This is a genomic window from Natronorubrum aibiense (assembly GCF_009392895.1).
Lineage (GTDB): Archaea > Halobacteriota > Halobacteria > Halobacteriales > Natrialbaceae > Natronorubrum > Natronorubrum aibiense.
Map to the genome: position 1 here is coordinate 3,004,593 of NZ_CP045488.1, position 21,535 is coordinate 3,026,127.

Genomic DNA, 21,535 nt, shown 5'->3' on the forward strand with positions numbered 1-21,535 from the left:
CATGACAGCACGCCAATGACAATGGATCGAAGCGACATCAAAACAGGTATCGTCGGCCTGGGAAATATCGGCCAGTATCACGCGGAGCGACTCGCCGAGCTTGGCGTGCCGCTCGTCGGTGGTATGGACGTCGCGAGCGAGGCCCGATCGCGATTCGCTCGCCGGTACGACGTCGAGGTCTACGAGGACCACCACGAACTGTACGACAGCGTCGACGCCATCATCATTACCACGCCGAACAAGTACCACGAACAGTACGCCGTCGACGCCTTCGAGCGCGACCTTCACGTTCTCTTAGAGAAGCCGCTGGCGCACTCGATCGAGAGCGCGACGCGAATCGCCGACGCGGCGGCCGAGTCGGAGGGCCACGCGATGGTCGGCTTCAACAATCGGTTCGCGAACACGGTCCGGATCGTCCACAACAGAATCGAGCGCGGCGATCTCGGCGAGGTGACCCACATCGAAGCCAACTACGTCCGCCGTCGGGGCATTCCGGGTCGCGGGTCGTGGTTCACTCGACGGCAGATCGCCGGCGGCGGCGCCCTCATCGATCTCGGCGTGCACGCGATCGATCTCGCACTGTTCCTGCTCGGCTATCCGGCAGTCAACGAGGTCAACGGCGTCGCACGCGGCGAGTTCGGCTCGAGTGAGGAGTACGCGTACCTCGAGATGTGGGGCGAAGACGCCGGCCCGGCGGGCTTCGACGTCGACGATTCCGCCAGCGCCTTCATCCGCTGTATGGGCGACCGAACGATCTCGCTGGAGGTAGCGTGGGCGACGAACCGGCCGGCAACCCACGAGTTCGTCATCCGCGGGACGAAATCGGCCGCCCGCTTCGATCTGCTCGAGGGCGATCTCACCTTTCACTCGGCGAGCAACGTCGGGCCGGACCACCTCGAGAACACGGCCGTCGAAACGCGTCAAAACGATACGCACGCGGACGAACAGCAGGCGTTTTTCGACCGGATCAGTCGAAGCGACGTGGACGACGAAAGCGTCCAGCAGGCGATCACCGTCCAGCGCGTGATCGACGCGATCTATCGCTCGAGCGACGAAGGCCACACCATCGCCGTCGACGAGTGAGTGCTGGATGCGGGAACGCGCAAGGCGATGTTTTTCTGCATCGGCGTGGTAGCAATCGACATGCAAGTCGAACGGCCACTCGTCCTCGAGATCAGTCGTCACGAAGTGACCGTTGGACGCCCGATCGCCGTCCGCGTTCGAGATCGCGGGGGCCACCCGATCGACGAGGCACTCGTTGAGGGTGGCTCGAAACGAACGCGAACCGACGAGCGCGGGCGGTGTGAACTGACGTTTCACTCGCCCGGATTCTGGAAGATCATCGCGACCAAATCACCGACCGAACGGGTCGCGTACGAACCGGATGCGACGCTCGTGCGGGTGCTACCGCGATCGTCGACGGTCCGAACCGCACGACGACTCGAGCCCTGATACCCTGCTATCCCGAGTTTCCGGTGCAGATGTCGGTCTGAACTGGACCGCAGTCCCCGTATGCCGGCCCCCGTTTTATTTCGCCCGTCGATGTTCGTCCCTCATATGGAGATCGGTGTTCACACCCCACCGCTGGCGGACGAATCGCTCGAGGGCGTCCTGTCGTATCTGTCCGACCTCGGTGTCGGCGCGATCGAACCGGGCGTCGGCGGCCATCCCGGGCAGGCCCACTTGCCGCGAGCGGAGTTCCTCGACGACGACAGCGCCCAACAGACGATCAGTAATCAACTCGAGGAGTACGACATGCGGATTAGCGCGCTCGCAACCCACAACAACCCGCTGCATCCGGACGACGAGCGAGCCGAAACCGCGGATACGGAACTCCGGGAGGCGATCCAGCTCGCGAGTCAACTCGAGGTCGGCGTCGTCACCTGTTTCTCGGGCCTGCCCGCGGGCGGGCCGACCGACGAGGTACCGAACTGGATCACCGCGCCGTGGCCGCCGGAACACGCCGACGCGCTCGAGTATCAGTGGGAGACGGCCGTCGATTACTGGGCCAACCTCGAGTCGTACGCCGACGACCACGACGTCGATATCGCAATCGAGATGCACCCAAACATGCTGGTCTACGAGCCACACGGGATGGTGCGGCTACGCGAGGAAACCGGCGAGCGGATTGGCGCCAACTTCGATCCCTCGCATCTGTACTGGCAGGGCATTACGATCACCGACGCGATCCGCTATCTCGGCGACCGCGATGCGATCCACCATGTCCACGCCAAAGACACCAAGATCTACGAGCCACAGGCGCGCGAGAAGGGTGTCCTCGATACGACGGCCTACGACGACGAGCCGAATCGGTCGTGGCTCTTTCGTTCGGTGGGCTATGGCCACGGCGAATCCCACTGGAAGGACCTCGTCTCGACGCTGCGGATGGTCGGCTACGACGGCGCGCTGAGCATCGAACACGAGGACTCGCTGACCAGTTCGCGGGAAGGCTTAGAGAAGGCCGTCGACCTCCTCGAGCGAGCCGTCTTCGAGACGGAACCGGGCGAGGCGTACTGGGCCGAGTGAGTGCGGTGTCTGCCTGCAATCGGCCGACGGGTCGTTATACTGTCAGACAGAAGTCAGTGAGATGTCGGTCGCGAATTCGCGGCCGTCGTCAGGGGAGACGGCCGCAGTAGCGCGACCGATCTTCAAATAGTTCTGTCCGACAGTATCAGTCCACATTCCCGTCGGCGAGCGGGTCGTCAACTCCGTCTGCGGATCGGTCGTCGCTCGAGTCTGCCGACGGCGATAGCTCGCGCAGTTCGACGGACCCGTCGCTTTCGACGGTGATCTCGTACCCCTCGTACTCGAGGACGACGCGGACGGTCGCCGAGTTCGGTGACGACGGCTGGAATAGGGCATCGAGCGCCGTCGGGTCGAGAACGGAGTACAGCGGCTCGTACGCCGGCGGCTCGACGTCGGTGACGTCGACGCCCTCACGAGCGGCGACGGCCTCGATGATGCGCTGGGTCGGCGCCGCCACCTCGTCGGACGGACGCTCACGCGCCGGAGTCATAGCTGCTGGTACGTCGTTCCCTCAGATAAACGTAGTGTCACGCATACGTATGTGAGAACGCTCGAGGCGTCATTCGCCACGAGCCTGCTCGAACGCGGCGATGGCGCGTTCCCGGCGCTCGCCGTGGTCGACGATCGGCGCCGGATACGACGGCGCGAGCGTGACGCGGCGATCCGACTCGAGGGCGGGCCAGTCGTGGATCGTGTCGGCCGGAACGGCCTCGAGTTCGGGGACGTACTCGCGGATGTAATCGGCGTTCGGATCGTACTCGCGGCCCTGTTTGACGGGGTTGAACACCCGGAAGTACGGCTGGGCGTCGGTCCCGGTCGAGCCAGCCCACTGCCAGCCGCCGACGTCGTTGGCCGTCTCGTGGTCGGCCAGATTTCGACGGAACCAGTCGTACCCTTCGCGCCAGTCGATCAGAAGGTCTTTCGTCAGGAAAGAGGCGACGAGCATCCGGACGCGGTTGTGCATCCACCCTTCGGATCGGAGCTGTCGCATCCCTGCGTCGACGATCGGATACCCCGTCTCGCCAGCTTTCCAGGCCTCGAGTTCGTCGGGGTCGTTGCGCCACGGAATGGCGTGTTCGTACCCGCTGAAGTTCTCGGTGACTGTTTCGGGGTTGAACGCGAGGACGTGAGCGTAGAACTCCCGCCACGCGAGTTGACGCTGGAACGCGGTGACGCTCTCGCGGTCGTCGTCCGTCTCTGCTCGCTCGGCCGCCCGCTCTGTGGCCTCGTACACCTCTCGGATCCCGATCGTCCCCCATTTGAGATGGGGCGACAGCCGCGACGTGCCGTCGATAGCCGGTTTGTCACGGTCGTCGGCGTACCGGTAGATCGGTTCCGAACAGAACTCGGTGACGCGCTCGCGGGCCGCCGCTTGCGTGACCGACTGTGGCGTCGCGGTCGGCTCGTCGAACCCCAACTCCGAGCGCGACGGCAGCGGCTCACCCATCACGTCAGCGAGCGCGTCCGCGGCAGGCGGCTCGACTGGCTCGCGTTTCTCGCGGTCGCGCCACTTCTTCCAGAAGTACGAAAACACCGAGTAGTGGTCGCCCTCGTTGGGCGTGATCGACCCCGGCTCGTGGTGAATCGCGTCGTGGACTGTCTCACAGGCGACGCCGTCGTCCTCGAGCGCCGCCGTCACGGCCCGGTCGCGCTCGCGCGCGAGGCCGCTGTAGTCCTCGGCCCAGACGACGGCGTCAATGTCGTGCTCGGCAGCGAGTCGCGGAAGCACGTCGCTGGCCTCGCCACGGGCGACGAGCAGGTCGCTGCCGCGCTCGCGATACCACTCGCGCAGCCCCTCGAGGGCCTCGAGGAGACAGGCGACACGGACGGGCGATGCGTGCTCGAGGATGATCGGATCGAAGACGAAGACGGGAACGACGGGATCCGCTGATAAGGACACGGCACGGGCGAGCCCCCGGTTGTCGGTCCCGCGGAGATCGCGGCGGTGCCAGTAGAGGATCATGGCCGAACTGACGACCCGAGCATCGAAAATGTCGGGGTAGCGGCGAGCCACACCCGCAACACAGGATCGGCCGTCTCGGTGGTCCTTGGGCGGTTACGCCAAGACAGCCGTCACTCGCCGTCGGCGTTTGGTGGCCCAAGTCGGTTCTCGAAAAAGCGCCGAATCGACGCGACGAGTTCTTCGACCGTGTAGTTGTTCCCGACGTAGACGCTGGCGAGGGCGAGTACAGTACCGGCGACGACGTCGGAAAACCAGTGAATGCCGAGATACATCGTCGAAATCGCGATGCTGATCGCGAGAAAACCGGCGACGGGAAGCCACAGCGGGTACTTCTCTCGAGTCACCCACGCGAGTGCGAAGACTGTCATCGACAGCGAGGTGTGCAACGAGGGAAAGACGTTCGTGCTCTGGTTGATCGTGTTCGTCAGCGTCCGCGACTGGGGAAACGCGTCGTACAACAGCCCCTCGAAAAGCAGCGGATCGACGTTTCGCGGTCCAAAGGCCATAAACAGGGTGTAACAGACCAGCCCGATCGCGTAGTTCGCCGTAAACGAGCGGACGAGCGTCGACAACTCGTCCATCTCATCGAGCGCGAAGTACGCGATAAACGGGAAGATGAGCAAGAACGCGTAGCCGTAGATGTAGATGAAGACGAAAAACGACGTCAGCAGTTCGGTCTGAAAGGATTGAATGACGGCCACCGGGCTCGTCCCGAACAGCAGCTGGTCGAGTTCGAACAGATACGGCGTGATGTTGTTCCGGAGGACGCGTCGCTCGAGTCGCTGGACGATGTCCTGTGTCGACCATCGAAAGACGAGCACGACTGCGAGCGCCGCAAACGCCGGCACACAGGCTTCGAGCCGCCATCGAAAGTCCCGAATCGCAGACACGATGGTTCGTGGGCCGACGATGACGACCGTCGCGGTCACGAGCATCGCCGCTACGATGAGGGCGAGTTCGAGGAGTACTTCAGCGAGTGCCATAGAGCGGAGTACCCATAGTACAGTCTGCGAGCCATTAACTCTTTCAAACACGTCTTTCGGTTGCCGCGGCGTGAGTGGCGTCGACCGCTTCGTGAGTTACTCGAGGAGAACGTCGTCCTCGTAGCTGTAACCGATCTCGGTGAACAGCGACTGGACTCGAGATGTGTCCAATTCACCGGCAGTACCCGGGAACGAAAGCGGCTCGGTCACACGAGCCGACTCGAGATCGGCGTCGACGTCCCAGTCGCGAATGCCGACGAGTTCGCTCGGCGTCGTCGCCGGCCGTGCGAGACCGCCGAAGAACTCCGAGACGGCGTGCTCGCGGTCGACGAGCCGCGAGCAAAGTCGCCGAAAGTTCGGGTTCCCCAGATCGTCCTGCTGGCTGTTGTAGCCGATCATGTAGAACGCGTCGGTCGACTGGGAGACCGTCGAGGTGTTCGGGGCGTTGCGAACGTTGCGAGCGGTTTCGGGCGGGAGGTCGCTCGCCGTCACGTCGATCTCGCCGTCGACGAGCGAATCAGCCATCGAACCCGGGTTCGGAGAGATCCGAAACGTGAGCCCGTCGAACCGTGGGAACTGCTCGAACACGTCGGGCCGGTCCGACGCCTCCCGGAGGACGTGTGCGTCGAATGACTCAAGTTCGACCATGCCACCGGCGGTTGCGTCCGAGAACGCGAACAGCCCGGAGCCGACGAGGTCTTCGTTAGGGTCCGTAAGTGCCTGTGTCTGGCGGTCGGCGACGACTGCCGACCGCTCGCGCCAGATATGTGCCGGTAACAGGGGGATCGTCAGGAGCCGACGGGCAACGGGCTGGCTCGTCTCGACGAAATAGAGGTCGATCGTTCGATCATCGTCGTCAGGTATCTCCGTCCGATCGAGCAGCGTCTGTCGACCTCGATAGCGCGGTGCGGGGACGCCGCTCTCGACGTCATCCATCGACGTGTCCTCGAGAAATGAGAACGTAAACGCCACGTCCTCAACGTCGAGCTGCTCGCCGTCGTGCCACTCGAGGCCCGGCCGGAGCGTGACAGTGGCCCGGAGCTGGCCGCGTTCGGTCCACTCGACGTCGTCGGCCAGCCATGGCACGTCCTCGTCGTCGATGCGTCGGACCAGCGGGTCGTACACCAGATCCAACAGGCCATCGATCCGGTTTCGGTCGACCGTCAACGGATTGCGTTGCTCGGTGAGGTGCTCGCCGAAGACGCCGACCTCGAGTGGCCCGTCTCGAGGGCCGTTCTCCGGATGCGCCATGACCTCGAGATAGTCGTGCGGACGACGCAGCGGCGTCGGGACTGTTAACGGCTCGGCCACGCCGCTTACCGTGCGAGGGAACGCGACGGCAGTGTACGGCGTCGTCTGCAAGAGATGCTCGACCAGCGCCGCGAGCGCGTCCGACCGTTTCGAACCGTCGGCCGCTCGCTGGGTCTCGAGATAGTTGTCCGCCGTCACGTCCGAGAAGTGAAACGGATTCTGCCAGCCGCGCTCACTGTAAAAATTGGAGTGTAACAGCCCGTAGAGGGCGTCGTACTCGTCGAACCCGGCGTGTCTGATGACGAAGACGTCGTACTCTCCCTCGAGGAGGATATCCCGGTACAGTTCCGCCTTTGGTAGCGTTTCGTGTGTCGCGTTGATGCCGACTGCAGTGTAGTTCTCGCGGAGTCGACTCGCGATCGTGGCAGCGAGCCGGTCGTCGTCAGCCGAGATGGTTTTGATCGTCAGCGAGACTTGCTTCGAGTCGGCGGTCTCGGCCTGTGACCAGAGTCGCTCCGAACACCCGGCGAGGGCACTGGCTCCGACACCCAGTGTTGCGAGCAGCCCTCGACGAGTCGTCGACGAAGCGACGTCGTCCATATGCACACCCGCCTATGCCACCACAGCGTATAGGACTTACTCTCGGATCGACATCTCGACGAGACGAATACCCAGCGTCGTCACAGCAGACCGAAACGGAGCGGGCGAGTGGAGAAAACAGTTCGGCCAATTTAGTATATAAATATGACAGTTATGAGCGAGATGTTCGGTTTTCGAAGACAGTGATGAGTCTCTGAATGTCTATTAGTACAGACTATTGGATACATAACAATAGGTTATCGTATGGGGGCTTTCGCACGTGGACTCCGTTTCGATCGGTTGGCTGCCGATCAGTCGTCGAGCGGCACGAACACACCGAGAAACGGCCACGGAAAACACCATGAAACTCGCACTCATCGGTTTCGGGCAAGCAGGCGGCAAGGTAGTTGACCGATTTCTGACGTACGACGACGCGACCGACGGCGGCTTCGTCGAGAGCGGGATCGCGATCAACACCGCGACCACGGACCTCCGGGGCCTCGAGCGCGTCCCACAGGAGAATCGCGTCCTCATCGGTCAGGCCCGCGTCAACGGCCACGGCGTCGGCGCCGACAACGAACTCGGGGCCGAGGTCACCGAGGCGGATATCGACGAGATTCAACACGCGATCGATCGGGTTCCGACCCACGAGATCGACGCGTTCCTCGTCGTCGCCGGCATGGGCGGTGGCACCGGCTCTGGCGGCGCACCCGTCCTCGCAAAACACCTGCGACGGATCTACACCCAGCCCGTCTACGGGCTCGGAATCCTCCCGGCGACGGACGAGGGCGGAATATACACGCTCAACGCGGCTCGATCGTTCCGGACGTTCGTCCGCGAAGTGGACAACCTGCTCGTCTTCGACAACGACGACTGGCGCAGCGCCGGCGAATCGGTCGGAAGCGGCTACGACCGGATCAACCGCGAAATCGTCGAACGATTCGGCCTGCTGTTCGCCGCCGGCGAGGTCAGTCACGGCGACCACGTCGCCGAGAGTGTCGTGGACTCTTCCGAGATCATCAACACCCTCTCGGGCGGCGGCGTCTCGACGATCGGCTACGCCACTGAAACCGTCGAGACCGACAGCGGCGGCCTGCTCAGTTCGTTCACCGGTTCGAGCAACAGCGACCTCGAGGATGGCGCGGCGACCAACCGGTTGACGAGCCTCGTCCGAAAGGCGACGCTGGGCCGGCTCACGCTACCGTGTGACGTCGCCAGCGCGGATCGGGGGCTCGTACGTCGCGACGGGCCAACCTGAACAGCTGAGCCGCAAAGGCGTCGAACGCGGGCGACAGTGGCTCGAGGACGAGACAGGAAGCATGGAGATCCGTGGCGGCGACTCTCCGCGCCCCGACACCGACGAGGTCGGCGCCGTCGTCCTCCTGTCGGGCGTGACCACCGTCCCGCGGATCGACCAGCTCCAGCAGGTCGCCCTCGAGGCCAAGGAGACGACCGCGGACGTCCAAGCGAACGCTCGAGACGAGTTCGCGTCGCTCGTCGATACCGGCGGCGAACTCGACGCGCTCTTTTGACTCACGCGTGGCAGGCCGTCGTGGAGCAGCCGAGCCGTCGACTCGATTCGCAGCCATTTGGATTCGTAGTTGTTTTCAGGCCTCGAGACACGTCCCTCGAGCCGGAAACGTATGGCCGTCAGGACGTGAAGACGGGCGCTATCAGGCGGTAAATCGGTCCATTACGGCCCTCCCGATCGTCGACGAGAAGCCGCGCTCATTTCAGTTTTCGTGAGTATCTTGGTATGCGTACAATAACGAAACGTGATATTCGTGGAACGGTAGACATGCGACGCCACCACCGATCGACCCAGAAATCGACAGGATCGCGACTACGAACGGCATTGACGGCAGTGTTCGTCCGAGACGACGGCCAGACGACGGTCGTCGAGTGTCGCCGGTGTGGGACGACACTCGAGACGACGGACACGACCTGTCAGACCTGCGGGTGTGACGAGCTCGCTCGCTATCGACTCGAGTGAGCGCGAGCTCGGAAGACGAGCGAGTCGGGCATCAACTGACCGGAGCGCCCCGTCACTCGAGCGGCAGCGCCTGCGTCTCGATCTCGTTCCGACGACCGTCGAGCACCGCAAATCGCTCGCCGCGGCGCGTCTCGAGCCAGTACAGCAGCCGTTCGGCCCACTCGAGTTTTCGGGCCTTCTCAGGGCCCACCGACGGGTCGTCGAAGTCCCAGCCGACGAAGACGAGTCGCGACGCGCCGAGGTGATCCGCGAGAAACGCCGTCCGGTCGCCGTCGGTGAACCCGCCGACGTTCCGGACCGGCCCCCGTGGCGCAGCCTGCGTCGTCGCCAGCACGGCCTCGACCGCACAGTCGGGCACGACCGATCGAAGCGCCGGGATGTTGTCGCCGTGGGCGTGGATCGCGACCGGCACGCCCTCGTGGGTCAACCGGCGGACCGTCTCGGGGTTCTTGTCGAGGTCGGTCACCATACAGTCGACGGCGACGTCGTGGTCGACGAGTACGTCGACGGCCGTCGAGGCCGCGAAAACGAGGTCGGCCGCACGAATCCGCTCGAGCGCCGATTCGTCCGTAAGCGAGGGGCCAGCGCCGGCGATCGCGACCGTCGCGTCACGAGCGCTCGAGAGGCGCTCGAAGTCGAACGCGTCGGTTAGCGAGGCCAACACGTCGCGTGCTCGCTCATCACCGACTCGATCGTATCCGAACTCGCGCAGGATCGCCTCGTAAACGGGCTCCCACTCGTCGAACTCCATACGCGACGTGTGGCGCGGAGTCGTATCTGTGTTCGGCTTCGGTCGGTACGGTTTCGACGTGATGAGAACGCTATTTCCGGCCGACCGGTGTGCTCGAGTTGTCACTCATCGTTCAGGAGCCACAATAATTCGTGATATGGGCCGGGGGTCGCCTCCAAAGTACCCCTACCCGGGAGGCCGCCCGGCGTCCACCGTCCTCTTTCGAATCCTTCGGCATAAGCTTTCTCTTACTCAATCATTTCTGCGAACGATTCTGCGAGCGCTCCTGTATCGTCGGTTTCCGCCCGAAGACGGGTCACCACGTCCGAAATATCCGTTTTCGAACCAACGACCAACGGTTGTTCACTGTCCACATACTGCACACCTGGGCTGGCATCTTCGACGACTGCCGCAACCGTGGCTCGAGCGTCGGTGTCGAGGCCATCGATCTCGAGAGCGATCGTCGACCAGTCGTCCGCAACCGATGGATCGACGCCACGCTCCGAAAGATAGGCTCGGAGGTCGCTACTCGAGCAGACGTCGAGCCGGGAGACCGACACGCCGTCCGTGACTGCGCACGCGCGCTCGGTGAATGCATTTCCGATCAGGGCGGCATCCCGGGTCGCGGCGACGTCGTGAGTCCGGATCACGTGTGCGCCGCGCTCGACGGCCATCGACGTGGCCGCGAGGCTAACCGGTAGTCGCTCGTCGGTGTCGCGGCCGGCGAGTTCACCCAAGAAGTTCTTCCGGTTGATCGAAACCAGCATGGGCTGGCCGAGCGCGCGGAACTCCCGCAGTCGGCGGAACGTCTCCCGATCATCCGCGAGCGTCTGAGCCTCGCTCCAGCCGCCGAAGGCCGGATCGACGATCGTCTTGTCGGTCATGCCATTCTGTTTCAGCGCTTCGTACACCTGGTCGACGTAGCCCGCCTGTTCGGCCCACTCCGGCGATTTCCGTTCGGACCACGGAGTCTCCTCGACGGCACCCGGCCGCTCGAGGTCCGGCGGACTCGCCATCTTCGCGACGGCCACGTCGTGGTCTGCACAGACGACTGGCATCTCCGGATCGGCGAAGCCAGCGATGTCGTTGACCATGTCGAATCCTCGCTCGAGTGCTTCCTCGGCGACCGACGCATAGCGCGTCTCGATCGAAAAAATCGCCTCACCCGACACGTGATCGATCGTCTCGAGGGCGATGTGGAGTCGATCGAGTTCTTCCTCGGCAGAGAGCACGTCAAAGCGTTTGTTCGCCGACTCGAGGCCGATATCGACGATGTCGGCCCCCGCACCGATCAGTTCCTCGTCGACGTACTGAGCCGCCTCCCCGGGGTCGTCGTAGACGCTCGGATCGTAGGGCGACTCCTCACTGACGTTGAGAACCCCCATGATTCGAGGCGGGTGGTCGTCGCCGATTCCCAGCCCCGCCGCGTCGACACTGTTCATACGCCCTCTGTGGATGGCAGCCTGAAATGTACCGCGGTTGCGGAGAATCGCACACCGTCCAACCCCGCCCGGCTGCGTGGCGATCAGCTCCGGAGACCGCAAGCGAGGTGAGTCACGGACGGGTCACGGCTGGTTCGGTACAGCGCCGGCGACATCCGTTCGAATCCACCGCGTGCCGTCGGCCCGTTCGATTCGCTCGTCGATCGGCTCCGGACGGTCGACGTAGCCGTCCATCGCGGCCGGACTGTATACGGCGAGTTCGTCGCCGCGCTCGCCCTCGAGAACGCGGGGCTCGACTCTCGGCAACGTCTCGCCGAGTCGCGGTCGCAGTGTCTCGTCGGCGGTTGGTGTCCGAACGTGCGTCAGCCCCGTCTCCGGCCGGTCACGGAGACGTGTGACGTCGCCAGTCCGGTTCCTCGAGGCCGCATCGTCGTTCGATAACGGCGATAGTCTCGGAGATACCGGCCTCGAACGTTGCGGGCGGCTCGTACAAAAGATCGGTTACTCAGACGTTCCGTCGTCCTCGAGGACGGCCAATCGCGAGTCCCGCAGGAGGACTTTCCTGACGATCGAGGGGTTCTCGAGCAGTCGGTGTTTGGCGTGAGCGCCGCGGCCGCGGCCGCGACCCTCGCGTTCGGACTGGATTACGTTGAGGAAGTTCTGCTCTTGAAGGATCTCCTGGACGCGACGTTCCGAGAGGACATCGAAGTCGAGTCTGCGAGCGACCTCCTTGTACTGGTTGTAGATGATCTTTGTCGGGAACTCCTTCTCGCTGCTGTTCTCAGTCAGCAGCGTCAGCGAGTAGAGGATCGCTTTGGCCTGCTGTGGAGAGCCTTCGATCAACTCGTTGAACCGGTCGGCTTCGGTCTTCTCTTTGGCGTCGCGGACGTGGTCGGCGGTGACCTGCGTGTCGTTTCGCTTTTTCGCGATGCGACCCGCGTTCCGGAGAATATCGATCGCCTTACGGGCGTCGCCGTGTTCCTGAGCGGCGAGCGCGGCAGTCAGCGGAATTACGTCGTCTGAGAGGACGTCGTCGTGGAACGCATCCCGTCGCTTCTCTAGAATTTCGACGAGCTGGTTGGCATCGTACGGCGAGAAGACGAGTTCGTCCCGGGAGAGACTCGATTTGACGCGTTCGGAGAGATGATCCGGGAAATCGATCTTGTTCGAGATGCCGATAATGCCGATACTCGAGTCCGAAATCCGACGATTCTCGCCGGCACGGGAGAGTTTCCGGAGGACTTCGTCGTCCTCGAGCATGTCGATTTCGTCCAAGATGACGATGGTAACGTCGGTGCAGTGGTCGACGGCCTGCCAGAGTCGTTTGTAGTAGTCGCCGGTGCCAAGACCGCGGTCGGGAACGGTGACGCCGCTTTTTTCGGAGTCGTTGACGATCTGGGCGATCGTCTTGACGATCGACGCTTCAGTGTTCTGTTCCCCGCAGTCGATGAAGGCGTACTTGACGGTGACGTCGTCGCGTCGGGCTTCCGAGATCACCCGCTGTGTGACCGACCGCGAGATGAGCGACTTCCCGGTCCCGGTCTTGCCGAAAATGAACAGGTGGTTGGGCTCGCTCCCGAAAATAGCGGGATTCAGGGCGTCCGCAACCCGTTGCATCTGCTCGTCGCGTCCGACGATCCGGTCCGGACCGGGTAGGTGTGTGATCTCGAGCAAGCGCTCGTCGGCGAAGACCGGATCGTCGTACCGAAAGAGTGGATCACGATCGTCGTTAGCGGACATTTCGTTACCCCGTGGCTTCCAACTGAACTGAAATAAAGGTATGGAGATCGATCGCGGATGTAAATATCGAACGATAGCCGATGAAGCCCTAAATATTACGGGATGCGCGAAGGAGAAGTCAAACAGCGGTCTCGCGTTTCTAAACGGGAAGCGATCGATCCGGAATCGACTCGAGTGTGTGAACCACCGACACCCCCGTCGCGGATGTAACACGACTGGAGCGGACCAGCACGCGGCCGGTAGCAAGTCGAGATAGCCGCCACAATACGCGATGTGGATTATGGTTACAAGAGAGACACGATGTTGGACGGAGTCGAGGGACGCTCCGTAAACGCCGGCGAAGCGGGCGGTACGCCTGCGACTCGAGGGAACTGGCAGTCGCTGGAGGGGGGACACACCCCCCTCGCGTTTGTAACGGCGAATGGGTGGGATGGGTGTTCGATTATTCCCGAATTCATGTCGATTCGAGACTCAAAAGCCCGGTTTTACATCCGCGAAGGAGGTGTGTTCCACGTAGAGACCCCCCCTACCATTGTGGCGTTACAAACGCGAGGGGGGTGTGTGTCCCCTCCGGCGCCGAATAACCACAGGCCATCATCGAAACGAATACACGAAACACCCGTTCAATCACCTTAGACCAAAGATTTCGTCACTAAATCGGAGACTACTCGAGGGAAGGAGCGAAAGCGGACCCCGAACAGGGTGGAACCACTATTCATTCTAGTACTAGACTACTATTTACTACTAGAGTTTGTTCTAGTACCAGAGTGACTACTAGAGTGAGTGTCAAAATCTACCATTGCGGTCCCAGAGACTCCGTCACTCGAGCCCACCTTCCCGACGTCGTGTCCCGTCTCTGTCTATCTGCAGCCGTCCGTGACGAACACGTTCCTTTTGACTGCCCACTCCTTACCTCCGATATGCACGCTTTGACTCCCATTTCGCCCCCTCTCGAGCCAACGGATCCGCTCGGACCCACAGCCAGAACCGACAGACGCGAACCGAATCACACCGCTCTCGAGTTCGGTGTTCTCGACGACCAATGACGGCTGACTCGTCCGCATCCGATGACTCGAGCAAGCTGACACGGACGCCGCCATCGGTCGCCGTCGTCGACGCACAGTCGCCGGGCAACGTCGGAACGATCGCTCGCGCGATGAAGAATTTCGGATTCGATGATCTCCTGTTGGTCGATCCGCCAGAACTCGATCCCGACGGCCCCGCCTACGGCTTCGCCGGGCACGCTCGAGACGATATTCTCCCGAACGCGACGGAGATTTCGTTCGACCGCCTCGTCGAAAACTACCACACGATCGGCTGTACGGCGGTGACCAACGAAGACGATCACAGCCACGTTCGGTTCCCGTACTCGACGCCGGCCGAACTGGTCGACCGGTTAGCGACCGTCGAGGCACCCACTGCACTCGTCTTCGGCCGTGAACGGATCGGCCTCACCAACGAGGAACTCGCCCGAATCGACGAGATCTGCTCGATTCCGGCCGCCGCGGAGTATCCCGTGCTCAATCTCGGGCAGGCCGCGACGATCACTCTCTACGAACTGCAGTCGCTCACGCTCGCCGCCGACGAGACCCAACTGCCGGATGTCGAGCGCGTTCGGGCTCCCGAACCGACGATAGACCGCGTTTACGACCAGTGGGCCGCGCTACTCGAGGAACTCAACCATCCCGAGGAGAAACGCGCAAAGACGATGCGTATGCTCCGGCGCGTCTACGGGCGGGCGGACCTAACGACGGGCGAAGCGAACACCCTGCTCGGGCTCCTCCGTCGAGCGACGGAACGGCCGGCAGAGGACTGAGATGGGCGGCGGTTCGTCAGTTCCGGCTCGTTCGAGACGATCGACGAGAGGCCAGCACACTGATATGGGCAGCGTCACCAGCAGTAGGAAATGACTGCACTGCACCGACGGAACGCACTCGGGTTGTTGGGCGCGGGAATGGCGCTGCTGGCCGGCTGTTCGGAAACGGCCGACGACGATGAGGACTCCACTGCCGACGATGAAGGGTCGACTCCCGAAACCGACTCAAGCGATGGCGAGCTCCCGTCGTACGCCTCGATTCTCCCGGCGACTGAAGAGTCGACGTTCTTCTACGGCGCGATCGATGTCGAGACAATGGGGATACTGCTCGACGATCAAGGGGCAAGCGAGGGTGCAGAGCCGACTGATCCGCTCGTTGGTAACCCTGTCGTCGTCGCCCTCCTGTGTTCGTTCGGCCTCGAGTTACTCGGTCGCTCGGCTGGATTCGAGGCGTACGTTACGAACAACGAGACGGCCGACGGCGACGAACAGTTCGTCTACGCCGAGGGCGTTTACGTGCTCGTCGGCTCGTACGACCGCGACGGTCTCGCCGCCGACCTCGAGCGCGCGGGTTACACGCTCGAGACCGAGACGGACGCCTACGGAGTCTACGCCGCGGACGAGGGTGGCGAAATCGTCGGAATCTCGAACGAGGTCTACGCTTACTCCGCTCCTAACGGCAGCGACAGCGAATTCGACCCGGTGGCCGCCGTCGAGCGAACGGTCGCGACTGCAGCCGGCGACCGCGAGCCCAAACACGACGCAGACGACGACTTCGAACGCCTCCTTCGCGCCGGCGACACTCGCGGTATCGGCTGCTGTCTCTACACCGACGCCGATGCGTTCGATTCAGCGACCCTCTCGGACGATCGGGCGAGCGACAGCGACAATCTGGAGTTCGCCTTCAACGCCTTCGAAGGCGCGTACGGAGCCTATCAGGGGCTTCGCGTTTCCGGTGACGCGGCCGCGACTGCACGGGCGACTGTCGTCTACAGCGGCGACGACCGTGTCGACGAGGACCGTCTCGAGTCAGCACTCGGAACGGAGGCCGAGACGGTCGCGTTCGATCGCGATGGACCGACGGTTACGATCGATGCCGAGTACGGCGGCGAGTTCGCACGCGAGTAAGCCTACTGGTTCACCGACTGCGCGGTCCGCGCCTTCAACGGCTGTTCGGACCAGGATTCGTACTGTCCGGTTTCGCTGACGGTCCCGACCCAGCCACAGTCGCCACAGGCGAACAGTCCCTGCCCGTCGACGACGGGCCCACCACAGTCAGGACAGGCGTTCGATGCGACTGATTCGCGGGTGGCTTCTGCACCATCCGTCGAGTCACGCGGCGTCGGCACCGCATCGACCGATCCGAGCGGCGTCGGCACCTCGCCGGTCCGAAGCGTGGCGATCGCTTCGTCGGTCGTGTACGTCTCCTCGAGTTCTTCGTCGGTGTGGGGGAACACGCCCACCAGCTCGTCGTCGACGTAGACCTCGAGACACGCCAGTGGCATCACGAGTCGCTCCGTGGTCTTCCCGGAGAGCTGCGACGTCGTTTCCCGCTTCGTAAACGGCGGTCGAATGCTCACGCCTTGCTGTGTGGCCCACTCGTCGAACCGCTCGAAACTTTCGAGAGCCTCCTGATACGGGCTGTTGTCGGTGAGTGCGATTTCCTGTGGCCAACTGCGCAATAACAGGTCGTCGATCGTTCCCTCCGCCGCACAGGCTCGCAGCGTTTCGACCTGTCTATCGACCGGTTCGAGCAACAGCGGTGCGCGAACGTGACACACGGTTGTGACTGATGGCTCCGTCATTGTTCGTAGCGCCCACGTTCTAGCCGATAAACTTTCCGCGACTTCCAACGAACCGATTCACACAGGGTTGTGAATGCAGTTCGATCAGTCCAACTCCACGTGATTACTCTCGCGTCTCGATCGACGGCGGTTCACCGGCCGACACGCGAACGTCGGCGGTAGAAACCGTCTCATCTGTCGTACCGCCATCTGTCCGGGTATCGACATCCGTCTCGAGCGGCGTCCCACCATCGGTCCGAGCGCCGGTATCCGCCTCGAGCGGCGTTCCGCCGTCGGTTTGCGCGTCGACCTGTCGTCCCGCCGTCGATCGTCGTTCGACCACCGTCGGCTCGAGTTTCGATCGCACGAGCGAGCGAATCGCGCGCCGCTTGATGATGAGGAAGCCAGCGAGAATCGTCAGCAGGCCGACGATCGTCAGCGAGTCGACGAGCGAGTCGAGGACGAGCCAACTCACGCCGATCGCGACCGCCGGCTCGGCGTAGCCGACGAGGTTGACCTGCGTCGGCCCGCTCTCCTCGAGCAGTTCGAAGTAGAGCAGGAACGCGAAGACGCCGGAGACGAACGTCAGGTAGGCGTATGAGAGCAGCGCCGTCGTCGTCAACTCGATCGCGGCGACCGATTCGCCGCGCAGGGCAGCCCAGCCGAACAAGACGCCTGCGCCGAGCAGCATCGCCCACGCTTGCAGCGTCTCGATCGGAAGCTCCGACTCGATCGGGCGGACGAGCACGCCACCGAGGGCGAACGCGACGGCAGAGGCGAAGACGATCGCCGCGCCGACGATCGTGTCACCGCCGAGCGCCGCCGGCGACGGCTGGACGACGAGGATCACGCCGAGCAGGCCGAGGACGAAACCGGCGATGCCGACAGGCCCGAGTCGTTCGTTCGGGAGCACCGCGCCGGCGAACGCGACTGTCAGAATCGGCGCAGTACTGACGACTGTGGCAGCGACGGCACCGGAGACGTACAGTTCGCCGATATACAACAGGCCGTGATAGAGCGCGATGACGAATACGCCAGCAATGGTGACGACGAGCCATTCCGCGCGTCCGACGGGGCGGACGCGGTCGGTGACGACGGCTGCGTACCCGAGGACGATCGCACCCGCCAGCGCATAGCGCAGGCCGGCGAACAGGATCGGTGGAACGTGCTCGAGGCCGACTTCGATCGCGACGAACGAACTCCCCCAGCAGAGTGCAAGCATCGAAAAGAGTACCGATTGACGGTACTCAGATGGAACCGAATCGAGGATCTTCATATCCGATTCGAAACTGACGGTCGTATTTAGATCCTTCTACAAGCAACCCGAGAATACAGAATCAAGAACCACACATATGGATCTGATCCGAAGAGGCTTCCATATCGAACGTCTGTTTTGTAGAGATCTCCAATATACTCAGACGAAGGACATATATTTTGGCCGCGCCGAGCACTTGTGTATGGACGACCGCGACGTGCGCCTGCTGAAAGCCATCTCGGAACTCGAGACCGGGAGCCCCGAACGACTCCACGAAGCGACCGGCATCCCAGTGTCGACGATCCACTATCGGCTCTCGAGTCTCCGCGAAGAGGGGATCATCACGAACGACCGCTACGACGTCGACCTCGAGGAACTCGGTCTCGGCGTGACCGTCCTCGTCGAGATCCATGCCGACTACCAGGGCTCCTACGAGGAGTTCGCGGATCGACTGCTGACCGTCGAAGGCGTCACGAACGTCTACTTCACGATGGGTGAGACCGACTTCATCGTCGTCGCCCGTCTGAGTAGCAGCGAGATGGTCGAGCGCCTGATCGCCGAGTTCGAACAACTCGAGGGCGTCGACCGGACCGACTCGACGTTCGTCATCTCGGCGATCGAAGAACGCGACGCCTTGCAGAGTTACAGCCTCGAGACGTTACTCGAGGAGTTGGTCGACGAATAGGGCTGTGAGTGTTCAGGAGGGACGTGTTCCACAGCTGTGAGCGGCTTGCATATACTGTCTAAGCGTATTCATGCTGATAATTTCATAGGTAGGTTCACAAAAACGAAATCGTGGTGCTAATTACATCACGTGTATTCGGTATTTTCAAACGGGATCGGGTAGGGGCATCCCGAGTGATACTCCGGGAGAAAACCAGCTCAAATACGAAACTGTGAGTACTCTTATAGACGGACGATTGGTGGATGCTCTGCGTAAATTATGAATTCTTTTCCCAAAAAAACAACTAAGTACCGTATCGGGGTAGTAGTTCTGATGTTTGGTAGCAGTGGGCCTGCTATCGAGCACCCAGCGGAACAAGGGAGAGAGACCATGGCACAAGCACACAAACTCGATTGTGAATCGGTGTCGGATACGTGCCGATTCATTATTCAATCGGAAAACGAAGAAGAGGCGGTCGAACTAGCTCAAAAACACATGAAGGAGGTTCACGAGCAAGAGTACACGGAGGACGAACTCCGGGACGAACATATGCAAGTCGTCTGACGACCACCGATGCCGGGCTACTACCGCTTTCTGCTGCGTTTTTTACGCCGGCCTCTATGAATGCTGAAAATAATCCGCTGACGCGGTACCAGAATCCTCTGGACTGATCGAATCAGGACACGCCCATAGTCGGTTTGTGAACCGTTTATAACATCCTCCACTCTGGCAACACTGATGACCACGTCCTCCCCAGCCGATTCGCTCGTTCACGAGTTCACTCGCTCATCCCTCGCGCGGCTTCGAATCGTAGTTCGCTCATCGCTCACCACGATTCAGCGCGCGCCACCGCACGTGATCACTGTGGAACGACGCGTCCCGCAAAGAACGATGGTCAGTCGCCTGCGTTAGGCTCGCTTCTTGATCTCCTCGCGCAGCAACTGACTCACGAGGTCACCGTCGGCCTTGCCACGGAGTGCGCCCATACACTCGCCCATGAGGCCCGAAAACGCCTGCATGCCTTCTTCTTCGACCTGCGCCTCGTTCCGTTCGACGACCTCGGCGATGGCCTCGCGGACCTCGTCCTCGTCGGCACCGCCGAGTCCGGCGTCTTCGGCTGCTTCCTCGGCCGTCTGATCTGGCTTCTCGGCCAACACCGTGAGTAAGTCCGGCACGCCCTCGTTCGGCAGGTCGCCGTCTTCGACCATCTCGAGGACGTCCTCGATGTGCGTCTCGGTGAGCGCTTCGACCGGGACGTCGTCACGCCGGAGTTCGGTCAGCGTCGACTCGAGCGTCGTCGCGGCCAGCGTCGGGTCGATACCCTCGGCGACGACGGACTCGAACAGTGGCATGTGTGTGCCGTAGGCGACCTGTTCAGCCAGCCCGGCACCGAGGTCGAACTCGTCTTGATAGCGTTCGACCTTCTCGGTCAGCAGTTCCGGTTCGGGCACCTCGCTCGGGTCCGGTTCGACGGGTGGGACGTCCGTCTCGGGGTACATCCGCGCCGCACCGGGGAGCGGACGGAGATAGCGCGTCGTCCCGTCATCGAGTGCGTCGCGTGTCTCCTCGGGGACGCCCTCGAGTGCGGTTTCGGCGCGCTCGGCGACGGCCTCGATCGATGCCTCGGCGACGTCGGTGTCGGCGGCGACGATCGCCACCGCATCCTCGGAGCCGGCTCCTACAGCGTCCCGAAGGGCTGCGACTTCGTCCTCGGTGACGCCGTAGGCCGGCAGTTCGTCAGTGTGGAAGATCCCGCCCGCGCCGTGGCGTTTGGCGTGGTCGGAGAACTCGGTGCCGAGGCGGCGGTCGGGTGCGATTTCCCGGCCGACCAGCCCGTCGAAGCCGTACAGTGGGACGGCCATCACGGAGCCGCCCGAGCTGAGTGCGCCGCCGATAACGCCGCTGTCGGTGCCCTCGAAGACGTCGGTAACGTCCTGCGTTTCGCCGACAGAGGCCTCGCGGACCTCGAGTTCGGCTTTGATCTCGAGGAGTTCGACCTGCCGTGCGGCCTCGTTGCGGACGATGTCGTCGATGTCGTCGAGGCTCTGGACGCCCTTGATCTCGACGCGCGCGCCGTCGGCGATGGAGACGTTGACGTCCTGTCGGATCGTCCCCAACCCGCGTTTGACCTTCCCGGTCGAGCGAAGCAGCATGCCGATCCGTTCTGCGGCCTCGAGGGCCTGCTCCGGCGTTGAGATGTCGGGTTTCGTCCCGATTTCGACGAGCGGGATGCCCAGTCGGTCGAGACTGAATCGGACGCCGTCGTCGGTCTCTTCGACGCGCTGGGCGCTCTCTTCCTCGAGCATGAGGTCTTCGATCCCCACCGCTCCTTCGCTGGTTTCGATCGCGCCGCCGGTGGCGATCAACGACGAACGCTGGAAGCCGGTGGTGTTCGAGCCGTCGACGACGATCTTTCGCATGACGTGAGCCTGATCGACCGGCTCCATATCCATGAGCTGGGCGATCTCGAGGGTCGTCTCGAGGGCTTCGTCGTCGAGCGTGGCTGGCGGCTCGTCGTCTTCCTCGACCAGACAGGTCGTATCGTACGCGAGGTACTCGAACTCGCGATCGACACGACTCTCTTCTAGGGCGGCCTGATCGATCTCGCCGAGTTCACTCCGCGTCGGGTGGAGATAGCGGGTGAACGTCCGCGTCGACGCCTCGGGCTCGCGAAGCTCGGTTGGACACTGACAGAACAGCTTCGTCGCCGTATCGAGTTGCTGGTGGATCTCCAGCCCGGCGACGAGTCCGAGCTCGTCGTAATCGTACTCGCTCATTGGCCGCCACTCGGAGGCGGAGGGGTAAAAAA

19 protein-coding genes and 1 pseudogene are annotated in these 21,535 nt (G+C 62.7%); 9 read left to right on the forward strand and 11 right to left on the reverse strand.

The features are described from left to right. Positions 1–15 precede the first annotated feature (15 nt). The 3 genes from GCU68_RS14875 (at position 16) to GCU68_RS14885 (ending at position 2,526) form a co-directional block, all read left to right on the forward strand. Entirely contained in the window at positions 16–1,083 is a 1,068-nt protein-coding gene (locus GCU68_RS14875) for a Gfo/Idh/MocA family protein (protein WP_152942898.1), read from the forward strand. A gap of 60 nt (positions 1,084–1,143) precedes the next feature. Then, positions 1,144–1,452 (forward strand): carboxypeptidase regulatory-like domain-containing protein, encoded by a 309-nt coding sequence (locus tag GCU68_RS14880; protein ID WP_152942899.1) that lies wholly within the window; start codon positions 1,144–1,146, stop codon positions 1,450–1,452. A gap of 105 nt (positions 1,453–1,557) precedes the next feature. Then, positions 1,558–2,526, forward strand: a complete 969-nt coding sequence (locus tag GCU68_RS14885; RefSeq protein ID WP_152942901.1) for a sugar phosphate isomerase/epimerase family protein — start codon at positions 1,558–1,560, stop codon at positions 2,524–2,526. Positions 2,527–2,671: 145 nt separating this feature from the next. Here the strand turns inward: GCU68_RS14885 and GCU68_RS14890 are convergent, their stop codons facing one another. From GCU68_RS14890 to GCU68_RS14905, 4 genes are all read right to left on the reverse strand, one after another. Next, entirely contained in the window at positions 2,672–3,016 is a 345-nt protein-coding gene (locus GCU68_RS14890; RefSeq protein WP_152942903.1) for a HalOD1 output domain-containing protein, read from the reverse strand. A 69-nt stretch (positions 3,017–3,085) separates the two neighbouring features. Further along, on the reverse strand, positions 3,086–4,489 hold the full coding sequence (locus GCU68_RS14895) for a cryptochrome/photolyase family protein (RefSeq protein ID WP_152942904.1): 1,404 nt from the start codon (positions 4,487–4,489) through the stop codon (positions 3,086–3,088). 110 nt (positions 4,490–4,599) lie between these two features. Next, the gene (locus GCU68_RS14900; RefSeq protein WP_152942906.1) at positions 4,600–5,472 is read right to left on the reverse strand and encodes a phosphatase PAP2 family protein; all 873 of its coding nucleotides are present in this window, start codon (positions 5,470–5,472) and stop codon (positions 4,600–4,602) included. A gap of 96 nt (positions 5,473–5,568) precedes the next feature. Next, positions 5,569–7,323, reverse strand: a complete 1,755-nt coding sequence (locus tag GCU68_RS14905) for an ABC transporter substrate-binding protein (RefSeq protein WP_152942908.1) — start codon at positions 7,321–7,323, stop codon at positions 5,569–5,571. A gap of 340 nt (positions 7,324–7,663) precedes the next feature. Here GCU68_RS14905 and GCU68_RS14910 point away from each other — a divergent pair. Then, positions 7,664–8,834: pseudogene (locus tag GCU68_RS14910) on the forward strand (tubulin/FtsZ family protein). A gap of 266 nt (positions 8,835–9,100) precedes the next feature. Continuing rightward, complete coding sequence (locus GCU68_RS14915; protein ID WP_152942910.1) at positions 9,101–9,295, forward strand: hypothetical protein; 195 nt, start codon at positions 9,101–9,103, stop codon at positions 9,293–9,295. A 52-nt stretch (positions 9,296–9,347) separates the two neighbouring features. Here GCU68_RS14915 and GCU68_RS14920 read toward each other — a convergent pair whose 3' ends face one another. From GCU68_RS14920 to GCU68_RS14935, 4 genes are all read right to left on the reverse strand, one after another. Further along, complete coding sequence (locus GCU68_RS14920; RefSeq protein ID WP_152942912.1) at positions 9,348–10,046, reverse strand: 6-hydroxymethylpterin diphosphokinase MptE-like protein; 699 nt, start codon at positions 10,044–10,046, stop codon at positions 9,348–9,350. A gap of 227 nt (positions 10,047–10,273) precedes the next feature. Further along, complete coding sequence (folP, locus tag GCU68_RS14925; RefSeq protein WP_152942914.1) at positions 10,274–11,467, reverse strand: dihydropteroate synthase; 1,194 nt, start codon at positions 11,465–11,467, stop codon at positions 10,274–10,276. Positions 11,468–11,590: 123 nt separating this feature from the next. Continuing rightward, positions 11,591–11,773: a hypothetical protein gene (locus GCU68_RS14930; RefSeq protein WP_152942916.1), complete on the reverse strand. Its 183-nt coding sequence runs from the start codon at positions 11,771–11,773 to the stop codon at positions 11,591–11,593. 195 nt (positions 11,774–11,968) lie between these two features. Beyond that, positions 11,969–13,207: a Cdc6/Cdc18 family protein gene (locus GCU68_RS14935; RefSeq protein ID WP_152942918.1), complete on the reverse strand. Its 1,239-nt coding sequence runs from the start codon at positions 13,205–13,207 to the stop codon at positions 11,969–11,971. A gap of 1,042 nt (positions 13,208–14,249) precedes the next feature. On the opposite strand from GCU68_RS14935, the gene GCU68_RS14940 reads away from it, so the two are divergent. Both GCU68_RS14940 and GCU68_RS14945 read left to right on the forward strand, forming a co-directional pair. Further along, complete coding sequence (locus GCU68_RS14940) at positions 14,250–15,023, forward strand: RNA methyltransferase (protein ID WP_152942920.1); 774 nt, start codon at positions 14,250–14,252, stop codon at positions 15,021–15,023. A 90-nt stretch (positions 15,024–15,113) separates the two neighbouring features. After that, positions 15,114–16,151 carry a hypothetical protein gene (locus GCU68_RS14945; RefSeq protein WP_152942922.1) on the forward strand — a complete coding sequence of 346 codons (1,038 nt, stop codon included), beginning with the start codon at positions 15,114–15,116 and terminating at the stop codon, positions 16,149–16,151. 2 nt (positions 16,152–16,153) lie between these two features. On the opposite strand, the gene GCU68_RS14950 is transcribed toward GCU68_RS14945, so the two are convergent. Continuing rightward, positions 16,154–16,828, reverse strand: a complete 675-nt coding sequence (locus GCU68_RS14950) for an HTH domain-containing protein (RefSeq protein WP_152942924.1) — start codon at positions 16,826–16,828, stop codon at positions 16,154–16,156. Positions 16,829–16,931: 103 nt separating this feature from the next. After that, entirely contained in the window at positions 16,932–18,083 is a 1,152-nt protein-coding gene (locus GCU68_RS14955; protein WP_227014873.1) for a DMT family transporter, read from the reverse strand. A 181-nt stretch (positions 18,084–18,264) separates the two neighbouring features. Between GCU68_RS14955 and GCU68_RS14960 the strand changes: the two genes are divergently transcribed. Then, positions 18,265–18,747 carry an Lrp/AsnC family transcriptional regulator gene (locus GCU68_RS14960; RefSeq protein ID WP_152942925.1) on the forward strand — a complete coding sequence of 161 codons (483 nt, stop codon included), beginning with the start codon at positions 18,265–18,267 and terminating at the stop codon, positions 18,745–18,747. Between the two features lie 369 nt (positions 18,748–19,116). Further along, positions 19,117–19,290, forward strand: coding sequence for a DUF1059 domain-containing protein (locus GCU68_RS14965; protein ID WP_152942927.1), 174 nt, complete (start codon positions 19,117–19,119; stop codon positions 19,288–19,290). Between the two features lie 344 nt (positions 19,291–19,634). Here the strand turns inward: GCU68_RS14965 and gatE are convergent, their stop codons facing one another. Beyond that, complete coding sequence (gene gatE / locus GCU68_RS14970; protein ID WP_152942929.1) at positions 19,635–21,503, reverse strand: Glu-tRNA(Gln) amidotransferase subunit GatE; 1,869 nt, start codon at positions 21,501–21,503, stop codon at positions 19,635–19,637. Positions 21,504–21,535 lie beyond the last annotated feature (32 nt).